The organism is Arthrobacter sp. SE2, assembly GCF_058244265.1.
Genome location: NZ_JBZAYA010000025.1, coordinates 35,764 through 47,012 on the forward strand (window position 1 = coordinate 35,764; position 11,249 = coordinate 47,012).

General features: G+C 63.7%; 12 protein-coding genes. 7 read left to right on the plus strand and 5 right to left on the minus strand.

Annotation, left to right across the window (positions count from 1 at the left end; genetic code table 11):
- Nucleotides 1-17 precede the first annotated feature (17 nt).
- From AC4CS3_RS21860 to AC4CS3_RS21875, 4 genes are read right to left on the minus strand one after another with little or no spacing between them, the layout of a single operon-like run.
- Complete coding sequence (locus AC4CS3_RS21860; protein WP_490785201.1) at nucleotides 18-509, minus strand: RpiB/LacA/LacB family sugar-phosphate isomerase; 492 nt, start codon at nucleotides 507-509, stop codon at nucleotides 18-20.
- On the minus strand, nucleotides 506-2,275 hold the full coding sequence (locus tag AC4CS3_RS21865) for a dihydroxyacetone kinase family protein (protein ID WP_490785202.1): 1,770 nt from the start codon (nucleotides 2,273-2,275) through the stop codon (nucleotides 506-508). The genes AC4CS3_RS21860 and AC4CS3_RS21865 overlap by 4 nt, the downstream gene beginning before the upstream one ends.
- Before the next feature lie 33 nt (nucleotides 2,276-2,308).
- Nucleotides 2,309-3,085: an SDR family NAD(P)-dependent oxidoreductase gene (locus tag AC4CS3_RS21870; protein WP_490785203.1), complete on the minus strand. Its 777-nt coding sequence runs from the start codon at nucleotides 3,083-3,085 to the stop codon at nucleotides 2,309-2,311.
- A gap of 29 nt (nucleotides 3,086-3,114) precedes the next feature.
- A complete protein-coding gene (locus AC4CS3_RS21875; RefSeq protein ID WP_490785204.1) occupies nucleotides 3,115-3,939 on the minus strand; it encodes a sugar phosphate isomerase/epimerase family protein in 825 nt (274 codons plus the stop codon).
- Nucleotides 3,940-4,133: 194 nt separating this feature from the next.
- Here AC4CS3_RS21875 and AC4CS3_RS21880 point away from each other — a divergent pair, with 194 nt between their 5' ends.
- The 7 genes from AC4CS3_RS21880 to AC4CS3_RS21910 all read left to right on the plus strand — a co-directional run bounded on the left by AC4CS3_RS21880 (nucleotide 4,134) and on the right by AC4CS3_RS21910 (nucleotide 10,312).
- On the plus strand, nucleotides 4,134-5,471 hold the full coding sequence (locus AC4CS3_RS21880) for an MFS transporter (RefSeq protein WP_490785205.1): 1,338 nt from the start codon (nucleotides 4,134-4,136) through the stop codon (nucleotides 5,469-5,471).
- Nucleotides 5,471-6,385, plus strand: a complete 915-nt coding sequence (locus AC4CS3_RS21885) for a transketolase (protein WP_490785206.1) — start codon at nucleotides 5,471-5,473, stop codon at nucleotides 6,383-6,385. Before AC4CS3_RS21880 ends, AC4CS3_RS21885 begins: the two co-directional genes overlap by 1 nt.
- Nucleotides 6,382-7,389 carry a transketolase family protein gene (locus AC4CS3_RS21890; protein WP_490785207.1) on the plus strand — a complete coding sequence of 336 codons (1,008 nt, stop codon included), beginning with the start codon at nucleotides 6,382-6,384 and terminating at the stop codon, nucleotides 7,387-7,389. Before AC4CS3_RS21885 ends, AC4CS3_RS21890 begins: the two co-directional genes overlap by 4 nt.
- A gap of 122 nt (nucleotides 7,390-7,511) precedes the next feature.
- Entirely contained in the window at nucleotides 7,512-8,171 is a 660-nt protein-coding gene (locus AC4CS3_RS21895; protein ID WP_490785208.1) for a GntR family transcriptional regulator, read from the plus strand.
- Nucleotides 8,172-8,271: 100 nt separating this feature from the next.
- Nucleotides 8,272-8,478, plus strand: coding sequence for an antitoxin MazE-like protein (locus tag AC4CS3_RS21900; protein WP_490785209.1), 207 nt, complete (start codon nucleotides 8,272-8,274; stop codon nucleotides 8,476-8,478).
- Nucleotides 8,475-8,801 (plus strand): type II toxin-antitoxin system PemK/MazF family toxin, encoded by a 327-nt coding sequence (locus AC4CS3_RS21905; RefSeq protein ID WP_490785210.1) that lies wholly within the window; start codon nucleotides 8,475-8,477, stop codon nucleotides 8,799-8,801. Before AC4CS3_RS21900 ends, AC4CS3_RS21905 begins: the two co-directional genes overlap by 4 nt.
- 110 nt (nucleotides 8,802-8,911) lie before the next feature.
- A complete protein-coding gene (locus AC4CS3_RS21910; protein ID WP_490785211.1) occupies nucleotides 8,912-10,312 on the plus strand; it encodes an MFS transporter in 1,401 nt (466 codons plus the stop codon).
- A 278-nt stretch (nucleotides 10,313-10,590) separates the two neighbouring features.
- On the opposite strand, the gene AC4CS3_RS21915 is transcribed toward AC4CS3_RS21910, so the two are convergent.
- The gene (locus AC4CS3_RS21915; protein WP_490785212.1) at nucleotides 10,591-10,896 is read right to left on the minus strand and encodes a hypothetical protein; all 306 of its coding nucleotides are present in this window, start codon (nucleotides 10,894-10,896) and stop codon (nucleotides 10,591-10,593) included.
- Nucleotides 10,897-11,249 lie beyond the last annotated feature (353 nt).

Genomic DNA, 11,249 nt, shown 5'->3' on the forward strand with positions numbered 1-11,249 from the left:
CACCCAAGGGACAGGACTCAGCAGCCCTCGAAATCCGTGAGCACCTTGACCTTGTCGGCCGACGCCGAGGCCGGGTCGAAGGCATAGCCGAGCCATTCACGTGCCAACCTGCTGGCTAGTTCCACCCCGACTACGCGCTGACCCATGGTGAGCACCTGGCAATCATTGGACAGGATGGACCGCTCCACGGAGAAGGAATCGTGGGCCGTGGTGGCGCGTATGCCGTCCACTTTGTTCGCTGCGATGGCCACGCCGATTCCAGTTCCGCAGAACAAGATGGCCCGGTCTGCATGGCCGTCCCGGATGAGTTCACCAGCCTTGATCCCGACGTAAGGGTATGGCGTGGTGAAGTCCTCCGGGGAGTCGCTGCGGTTGACGCCAATATCGATGATTTCGCTGACCCGGGGATCGTCCCGCAGGTCCGCCATGATCCGGTCTTTGTAGTCCACGCCTGCTTCATCGGCGCCCAGGATGAGTCGGAAACCCAAGGTCTGTCCTTTCGTGGTCATGCGATCGCCCCGGCGTGCTTGCCGGTAGTAGAGCCGGTGCCCGTGTTCTCAGGGCGGACAAGGTGCGGGCCCATGACTGTGAAGATCATTGCCAGCGACGTGGCTCCGGGGTCGGCTGTGCCCACGCTCTTCTCGGCGAGCGGCCGGGCCCGTCCTTTGAGCGGCCGGAGAGAAGCCGTGGCTTGCGCAGCCGAGGTGGCCGCTGCGGCAGCCTCAGCCCAGGCAACATCCGGAAGGACACCCTCGGAGGCGCGCTTGCTGAAGGTGTCGGCGAAGGGGAGTAGGGCATCGACCATGGTCTTGTCGCCGATCTCGGCCTTGCCCAGATCAGTGATCCGTGCAGCGAACGCCGTCACGGCCGCGGCAAGTTCAGCCGGTTCCGGCGCCTCGTCATTGCCAAGCGATTCGCCGAATGCCCGGAGGCCCGCGCCCCACAGGACGCCCGACGTTCCGCCGGCTTTATCCGCCCAGGCGTCGCCGGCGGCTGCCAACATATCGCCGGCTCCGGCGCCATTGGCCAGGGCCTTCGCAGCTGCGGCAGCGGCGGCGTCGATTCCGCGGACCATCCCGCGGCCGTGGTCGCCGTCGCCCGCTACCGCGTCCATGTCTCCAAGGTGGGATTCGGCGTCGTGCAGTGCTTTCCGGGCCGCCTCGAGCGCGTCTGCGCAGCTCGCGGCGTAGTTGCGCGAGTCGAGGGTCGCCGCAAACTCTACGGCGAGAGGGCCGCCGTCGAACGCTTCCTCCGCAAGCTGGCCCCCCGTCAACAGCGCCGCGTTGCCGCGCCGGTAAGCGGGCGTTTCAGCCGGCGCCGTCCACAGCGGTTCGAGTTCCTCGTCGAGCCAGGTGATGGTGAGGGAAACGCCGGACATGTCCAGGCTCGTGACCAGTTCGCCGACCTCCGGCATGACCAAGGTGTACCCGGCTGCGCGCAGCAACGGAGCCACGGTCAGCCACAGGACGAAGAGTTCTTCGTGCTTGGTGGAGCCGAGTCCGTTGAGGATGACCGCGATGCGGTTGCCCGCTCCGTGCGGGGTCTCCGCCAACAGCCGCGCAACGAGCTCCTGGCCGAGTTCCTTGGCCGGCGGAAGATCGGTGTCGAACAATCCGGGCTCGCCGTGGATGCCCAGACCGAGTCCCATCTGCTTGTCCTTGAGCGTGAACAGTGGCGCTTCGGCGCCGGGGAAGGTGCAGCCGTGGAAGGCGCTGCCAATGGTGCGGGTCAGGCTATTGGCCTTCCGGCCCAAGCGCACGACGTCGGCGAGCCCGGCCCCCGCTTCGGCGGCGGCGCCCATGACCTTGAAGACCGTGAAGTCGCCCGCGATGCCGCGGCGTTTGGCGGATTCCGACGGCGGCGCGCTCGCGATGTCGTCCGTCACCAGCACGTTTTCCACGGTGATGCCTTCCGCAGCCAAGCGCTCGCTGGCCATGCCGAAGTTCAAGACGTCCCCGGCGTAGTTGCCGTAAGTGAACACCACTCCGGCACCGCTGTCAGCAGCCTTGGCCACGGAGTAAGCCTGTTGTGCGGACGGCGAGGTGAAGATGTTGCCCACGACGGCGCCGTCGGCCAGTCCCGCGCCGATGAGTCCGGCGAAAGCCGGGTAGTGTCCGGATCCGCCGCCGGCCAGTACTGCGACCTTGGGCTGCTCGGGACGGTGACGGCGCACTGCGCCGCCGGGAACCTGGCGCACCAGGCCGGAGTGGATGTCGCAGAAACCGGCGAGGGCTTCGTCTGCGAAATCGGCGGGATCGTTGAAGATTTTGGTCATCGTGGGCTCTTTCGGCTACGGATGTGGGGACTGCTAGTGGATGTGGCTTCCACCATTGATGTCGATGCTGGTGCCAGTGAGGTAGGCGGATTCCTCGGAAGACAGGAACGTGATGACGGCGGCGATTTCCTCGGTGGTGGCATTGCGGCCCAGGGGGATGCCTGCGTTGATGGCGGCTTCCTGCTCGTCGGTGCTGCCGACGCGGATGTTAGTGTCCACAGCGCCCGGAGTAATGGCGTTCACGGTGACGCCGGTTGCGCCGATTTCGCGCGCCAGCGCCTTGGTGAAGCCGAGAATGGCTGCCTTTGCGGCGGAGTAGGGGACCTTGCCGAAGACGCCGCCGCCGCGCTGGGCGGAGACGGAGGACATGTTAACGATCCGGCCCCAGCCGCTGGCGATCATGTCAGGCAGGAAAGCCTTGGTCACCAGGTAGGTGCCGGTGGCGTTCACGTCCATGATCTTGTGCCAGAGTTCCAGCGTGGTTTCAAGGAACGGCACAGGGGAGGTGATGCCCGCGATGTTGGCGAGGGCGCCGACGGCGGGAAGGGTGCCGGCGCTGATTTCCGCGGCGACTGCGTTGTACGCCGCGTTGACGGAAGCTTCGTTGGCGACGTCGATCTCGTAACCGAACGCAGGGACGTTGAACTGGTTGCCGATTTCCGCTGCGACCTTGGCGGACTTCTCGCCGTCGAGGTCCAGGATCACCACGGCCCAACCGTTACTGGCGTAGCGGCGTGCGGTGGTGATGCCGATGCCCCGGTCCGAGGTTGCCCCGGTGAGGACGGCGGTGCGCTGGATGGTGGTGGTCATGATGCTCCTTGGGTTTGTTGTTGTGAAAGTCAGATGAGGTCTGTGATGAAGCTGGCGGCTTTGGCGGCGGCTGCCGGGCGTTCGTCGTGGGTGACGTCGCGGGTTTCGAGCTCGAGCGAGAAGTGGCCGATGTAGCCGGTGGCTGCCAGCGAGCTGAGTCCGGCTGCAAAGTCCGCGTTGCCGTTTCCGATGCTGAGGTTGATGTTGCCCGGTACCGCGTCCCGCAGGTGGACATGTGCTATCCGGCCCTGATGGCGTTCGATGTACTCGAGCGGGTCTTCGCCTGCGGCGACGATGTGGCTGAAGTCCATGACAATCCCGACGCCGGAGCCCGCCAGCCGCGCGGCGAGCTGTTCGGCGCGTTCCAGGTTCCAGCAGAAACGGAGGAAGTGCAGGGATTCGGTCCAGAGTTCGACGCCGAACTCCTCCGCGCGCTGTCCGGCACCGATGAGCTGGGCTGCGATGGTGTCAAGATCCTCGTCGAAGCTGCGGACCGGATTGTGCCCCAAGGCGCCGCAGGGAAGAACCAAGGCATTGGCGCCGGTGTTGGCGGTGAGGGTCAGGAGCTCATCGAGGTGGCTCTGGCGGGCGGTGCGCTGGCCGGGGTCGAGCACTGCATTGAGGTCGCCTATATCGCCGTTGACCGAGCGGACCCGCAACCCCGAGGCGGCGACCTCCGCAGTCACGGCGGAGACGGCGTCGGAATCAAGATCATAGGGAACGTGATCGCAGACGCCCGGCAGTGCGCCGAGGTCGATTTCCTCAAAGCCCAGGCCATTGATGGTGCGCAATGCCGTGGGTAAATCCTGGTGCCGGAAGCTGATGGACGAGCAACCGAGTCGGGAGTTGAACATCTTCGTTTCCTCCAGTCGCGCCCGAAGGCAGTAGTGATGGGAACCACAGTAGCTAAGTTAACTGTTAACAGTCAACCCTTGAAGTTGACTGTTGACAGAAGTAGATGATGCAAGTCACACTGGCATATCATGTGTTAACAGTCGACAGTGCTGAAGCACCTATGCCTCAGTCGCTCTTCGAAAGGGATTCACCAATGAGCAAAGAAGCTCTGACCATGCGCGGTCCGGTCCACGGCACCAAGGACGCCAGACGCGTCGCCATCGGCTCCGGTGTGGGCGCGGTCATCGAAACCTATGACTTCATCGGCTTCGGCACCGCGGCTGCCCTGTACTTCGGAACGGCCTTCTTCCCCACCGGCGATCCCGTAACCGGTACCCTCGCTGCTTTCGCGACCCTCGGGGTCGGCTTCGCTGCCCGTCCTATCGGCGGCATCATTGGCGGCCACCTTGGCGACAAGCTGGGACGCAAGCCGGTCCTCGTAGCCTCCCTCATCCTGATGGGCGTGGCCACGTTCCTGATCGGCCTTCTTCCCACGTACAGCCAAGTGGGCCTCTTGGCGCCGGCGCTGCTCGTGTTCGTCCGCATCGTCCAGGGCCTGGCCTTCGGAGCCGAGTGGGGCGGCGCCATCCTGATGAGCTACGAGCACGCACCCTGGAAATCCAAGGGAAAGTACACGGGCATCGTCCAGGCCGGATTCCCCGTGGGACTCCTGCTGGCCAACCTGACGTTCCTTGTCAGCGTCCAGCTTGGCGGCGAACTCGCCTGGCGCATTCCGTTCCTCGCCAGCATGGTGTTGGTTGTCGTCGGCTTGATCATCCGCTCCAAGGTCCCGGAATCCCCGGTCTTCGACGAAGTCAAGGAGAGCGGCGCAATCGTGAAGTCGCCCATCGTCGAGGTCCTGAAGACCGACTGGCGCAACATCGTCAAGGGAATCGGCCTCCGCATTGCCGAGACCGCAGGCTACGCCGTCTCCATTACGTACATGATTTCCTACCTGAACGGCCAGCACTTGGCCGATAAGACCCAGACCCTGGTGGCCCTCTGCATCGCTTCGGCCATCGGCATCTTCGCAACCCAGGCCTGGGCGCGGCTGACGGACAGGATCGGACGGCGGCCCGTCTACATTTGGTCCTGCGCCTTTGCGGTCCTCTTTGCCATCCCGATGTTCGTGCTGGTCAACACCGGTTTGTTCATCTTCATCATTGCCACGATCGCCGTCTCCTACGGCGTTTGCCAGAACTCCCTCGCCGGCGCCCAGGGCGCCTGGTTCCCCGAGCTGTTCCAGGCGAAGACCCGTGCCTCCGGTGCTTCACTGGCCTACCAGATCTCGGCCACGATCTCCGGCTTCACCCCCTTCATCACCACCCTGCTCTTCGTCGCCATGGGGTGGATGGGGCCCGCATTGCTCTTCGGCCTGTACGCCGCGATCGGCCTCTGGGCTGCATTGGCTACCCGCGAAACCTGGGGCAAGAAGGAACGCCAGTTGGCCGATGAGGCCACCAAAAGCACTCCCCAGTCGGTGAATGTCTAATGACTGTGGCGCAGGAACAAAACACGGCAGGACGAATCGGAGAAACCGCGATGGAACGCATCGAACGCGTGGGCGCAGCCGCTACCCGGATCCGGCACCACGCCCTCAACATGGGCGAAGTCCAGGGGCAGGGCTATGTCGGCCAGGCACTCGGTGCGGCGGACATGCTCGCCGCGGTGTACGCGGACCAACTCCGCTACCGTGCCAATGATCCCGAGTGGGAGGGCCGGGACCGTTTCCTCCTCTCCACGGGCCATTACGCAATCGGCCACTATGCAGCCCTGGCGGAGGCCGGAATCATTCCCGTCGAGGAACTCGAGAGCTACGGCTCGGACGATTCCCGCCTCCCCATGTCCGGGATGTCGACATACACGCCGGGCATGGAAATCTCGGGAGGGTCGCTTGGCCACGGGCTCTCCATCGCTGTCGGAATTGCCCTTGGCCTCCGGCACCGTGCTCAATCGGAAGAGGGCTCCAGAGCGAGGGTGTACAACTTCCTCTCGGACGGCGAGCTTGACGAAGGGTCCACGTGGGAAGCCGCCATGGGCGCGCACCACCACCAGCTGGGGAACCTCACCGCGATGGTGGACATCAACGCCCTGCAGGCGGATGGCAAGACGGACACCGTCCTCCGGACCGAACCCGTGACGGAGAAGTGGGAAGCCTTCGGCTGGTACACGCAGCGGGTGGACGGGAACGACGTCGGTGCGTTGCTGGCGGCGTTCGACAACGCAGCCGCCCAGGCCGCCGCCGTCGGGCGTCCTTCCGTCATCCTGTGCGACACGCAAGTGGGGCGCGGCGTGCCGCTGCTCGAGGAACGTGAAAAGGCGCACTTCATGCGCATCGAAGAACACGAATGGCAGCTATGCCGCAAGCAACTGACCGCAGGATCCAACGGGAAGGCCGGCCGATGAGCACCGTCACCGCTTCGAAGGGCGCAACCCCCAAGCTGAAAACCTCGGCCATGATCGCGTCCTTCGCGGACCCGGGCCAGAAGACTTGTTCGGCGCCTTTCGGCCACGCGTTGGTGAAGGCCGCCGAGGCTGACCCGCGAATCGTCGGGCTCACCGCCGACCTAGGCAAATACACGGACATGCATATCTTCGCGAAGGCGTTCCCGGAGCGGTTTTTCCAGATGGGCATGGCTGAGCAGTTGCTCTTCGGTGCGGCCGCAGGGTTGGCCGAGACCGGCTTGGTGCCGTTCGCCTCGACCTATTCCGTGTTCGCCGCGCGCCGGGCCTACGACTTCCTGTGCCTCGACATCGCCGAGCCGAACCTCAACGTGAACATCGTGGGCGGACTCCCGGGCCTCACCACGGGCTACGGCCCCAGCCACCAGGCCACGGAGGACATGGCGATTTTCCGCGGCATGCCGAATCTGACCATCGTCGATCCATGCGACTCCGTGGACATCGAACAAGCTGTGCCACAACTGGCCGCCAGTGACGGTCCCACCTACCTGCGCCTCCTCCGTGGCAACGTCCCCACTGTGCTGGACGAGTACGACTACACCTTCGAACTCGGCAAGGCGAAGGTGCTTCGGGGTGGCAACGACGTTGTGTTCGTCTCCAGCGGGTTGATGACCATGCGTGCGCTACAGGCAGCGGAGGCGCTCGCCGCGCACAATGTGGACGTCGCCGTCGTGCACACACCCACCATCAAACCGTTCGACGCCGCCACCGTCCTGGCGGAACTGAACACCGACCGCCTGGCCGTCACGCTGGAGAACCACAGCGTGGTGGGCGGCTTGTTCGAAACCGTGGCCTCCGCCGTGGTCACGGCCGGGCTGGGCAAGCGCGTGGTGCCCGTGGCGCTTCCGGATGAGTTCCTCGACGCCGGCGCGCTGCCTACCCTGCACGAGCGCTACGGATTGTCGGTACAACGGATCGTGGCGAAGGTCCTGGCGGAACTCGGCTGAGCCTGGTAATTCCTTGCCAGGAGCGCGGAGCAGGCGTGGGCCGGTTCCGCGCTCCTGCCGTAAGATCAACAGTTAACACACCGACTGTAAACAGTCGACCACTGACATTGAGGACGGACAAGATGGCCGGAGCAACAGCACCCCTTCTGGGACTGGAAAAGAAGAGCCTCCGCGAGCAGGCGCTCTCCGCCCTGCGTACCGCCATAACGAGCGGCGAGTTGGAACCTGGACGGCACTTGGTGGAAACCGAGCTGTCGGACATGCTCCAGATCAGCCGCGGAACGCTCCGGGAAGCCTTGCGACAACTTGAGCAGGAGGGCCTGCTGTCCGCTGGTCCGCGCGGCCGGCTCTCCGTCCGCCACCTCGATGCCAAGGAAATCCGCGATATCTACTCGGTGCGGGCCGCCTTGGAATCCCTCGCCGCGCGTACGCTCTGCGAGTTGCCGGACCGCCAACAGGTGATCACTTCTCTGCGCTCCGCCATCGACGCCATGGCCGCCGCCGCCAAGGGAAGCCTCGAGGAACGGATCGAGTCCGACCTGGAATTCCACCGCACCATGTGCCGCCTCACAGGAAACGAGACCCTGCTCCATTCCTGGGAATCTCTGGAGGGATCCATCCGGATGTCCATCATGTTCGCCGGCCTTGAAAAGGGCGTCAAGAACATGAGTGTCGAGCGGCACCACGACATCGTGGCCGCCATCGAGACCGGCGATGTTTCCCTTGCACGCAAGACCATCCTCGAGCACATGGACAGCGCTGCCGCGGAGCTGGTGGCGTAAGCGCCTGACGGCGGCGCTCAACTTTCGCGGTAACTGCAGCTCCGTTGAGGGGCATGTCCGCATCTGTCGCCTTTGTCGCGTTACATGTAACATTGATTCCATGGCAGTTCGAGATCGGGTCAGCGAGTACCGTAAGCGGATGCGCGAACACGGCTTCCGCCCAATCCAAGTGTGGGTACCGGACGTTCGGGCCGACGGTTTCGACGCCGAAGCACACCGGCAGGCCGCTGCCGCAGCAGCTGCAGATCGCCAGTCCGGTGACCAGGAGTTCATCGAGGCTGTGTCAGCGCCCTGGGACGAAGAGTGAACCGTGGCGAACTCTGGACCGTGGCCGGCGGCGTCTACGCTTCCAAGCCACGGCCTGCGCTTGTGATCCAGGATGACCGATTCGACGTCACCGATTCCGTCACGGTTCTTCCTCTGACAACAACCCTCATCGACGCACCCCTCCTTCGGGTCAGGGTCTCAGCCTCAGAGCTGTCCGGTTTGCGGCAGGAAAGCCATGTGATGATCGACAAGTTGACGACGGTCCGGCGTTCCAACGTGCAAAGCCGCGTCGGCCGTTTGACATCCGCACAGCTCGTAGAGATTGAAAGAGCTTTGCTGGTGTTCCTTGGACTTGCCGGTTAGCGCATCGTCGGGTGGCGCCGGTGTCGTTCCACATTTCCGTTGAGGGTCACTGCCAGTACCCCTCAAGACAGAGACTCCCTGATGTTCTCAACACGCTGTTTCCTTAAACCATGACTCGCCCCGAAACCACTTTGCCGGCTCCGGTTCCTCCCTCGGCTATGGCTGATGCGCCCCGGGCACGGCTCACGCTCATGATTGCGTCGCTGGGATTCTTCCTGATCACCCTCGACATCCTGATCGTCAACGTCGCGCTTACCAGCATCGGCAAGGAACTCGGGGGCGGAACAGCCGGCCTGCAATGGGTGATCGACGGCTACACGCTGATGTTCGCCGCGTTGTTGCTGTTCGCCGGGAACCTGTCGGATCGGATCGGCGCGAAAAGGGCGCTGGGATGGGGAATCGCACTATTCCTGGTGGCGTCCGTCGCGTGCGCACTCGCGCCGACGTCGGGAGTCCTCATTGCCGCCCGCTTCCTCCAGGGAGGTGCGGCATCGATCATGCTGCCGGCGTCGATGGCGCTGATCCGGCAAGCCTTTCCCGATCCCCGTCGTCGCGCACATGCCCTCGGGATCTGGGCGGTCGGCGGTGCAGTCGCCGGAGCCGTGGGACCGCTTGTCGGCGGCCTCCTCACCACGCTGGACTGGCGGCTCGTGTTCGGCATCAACCTTCCCGTCTGCATTGCGATGCTGGTGCTCCTCGCTTCCGTTGCCACATCCCCCCGACGGCAGACTCCGTTCGACTGGGCTGGCCAGGCCGCGGCGATCGTTGCCTTGACCGCGTTGATGTACGGCCTCATTACGGGAGGGACCGAGGGCTTCGGCACGGTACCCGTCATCGGCAGCCTGGTGCTCGCAGGGGTTAGCCTCGCGGCTTTCCTTTTGATCCAGGCGCGCGGCCGGCACCCGATGATGCCGCTCGAGCTGTTTCGCTCCACTGGCATGAGAATTTCGCTCTCGGTCGGTTTCGCGTTCATGGTTGGCCACTTCGGGACCGTCTTTGTGGTCAGTCTCTTTCTCCAACAGCACCTCGGGCTGACACCCCTTGAGGCCGGGTTCACTTTCCTTCCTTCGGCGGCGTTCAGCATCGTCGGCAATATCGTCAGCGGAACCCTCTCGAACCGCTTCGGGACGCGGGTGCCAGTCGTCGTCGGATTGACGTCCATGGTGGTGGGGCTCACCGCGATCCTTCTCACTGTGCCGCTGGGGTCGCCGCTACTCGTCGGTATCTTCTTGATTTTCACGGGTTCGGGGGGATCGATCGCGATGCCGCAGGTCACAGCCGTCGTGCTCGCGAGCGTCCCGAGCGAAAAGGCGGGCACGGCCAGCGCAGTCTTCAATACTTTCCGCCAAGTGGGCGGCGCCGTCGCCATCGCAGTCTTCGGCGCCCTCATCGCCGACCGCGGCAATTTCGTCCACGGAATGCAGACCAGCTTCACCATCGCGGCGTCGCTTCTCCTCCTCACCGCCCTCGCCAGCCTCTTCATCCATTCCCCGGGTGCCGCCAGAAGCTAGGAAGCCGTCCCAGTTGGGTTCGAACACCTACGACCCCGGCAAAAGTACCCGGCGGAAGGGATGACCTCCAGAGGTCGCCACGGATCGTGGGCCATCGGTGTCACGTCGACCCGATCGCCGTTCAGGTACGCCACCAACTGCACCAAAGCATCCCCCTCTCATGTTGAATAGCTCCGCATAGTAGGACGAGAGCATCCCGCGGGCTCGGAACTTTTGAATGGCGAGGAACAGTACTGTCGCTGCCAAGTATCCCGTTAGAGCGATCCGCAGGACTGTCCCTACCTGGGCGGTGTCTCCCGAAAAGGCCCGCGCTTGGCAACGACCCTGGCTTCCCAACGTGCGCGGTCCTCGGGGCCATCGTCGATTAATTCAACCCCGAGGACAATGAATGTGGTTTTGGGATTTTTGCCGCGATATTCCTCGAGCGATACCGGGATGAAGCTGCCGTCTGGTAGTTCCATGTCAAATGTATATCCGCCGTGATGTTCGAGTGCGAACTGCAGGCTGATTATTCCCGTGTTGCGATCGGGAGATTCCCCGGATGGATAGTCCCCTACATATTCAAGAATTAATTTGTTTTTCATCTCACCCCCTAATTTGGAATAGTTTCAGCGACTCTTGATGTTTTCATGCTTCCCCCAAATTTATGACAGCAATTTTGAGCTGAACGTTGACCGCTCGTCAATTGTTTACTCCGCTCCAGTACGAGGAAGCCGGGGGGCAACCCTAACGCCCGACACTTCGCTGTCACACGCGGTTCGGCACGACGAATGAGGCTGATGGTATCGACGGAGGGGCGTTGAGCGTTGCGGCGGTAAGTGTGGTGTCGGAAACGCAGACTGCACCAACGAGAATGGTTAAGTACCTTCGCCGTCCCACTAGCCTCGATCTTTCACGAGGCAGGATTTCGGCGGGGTCAGGGCTTACTGGCTGCCTG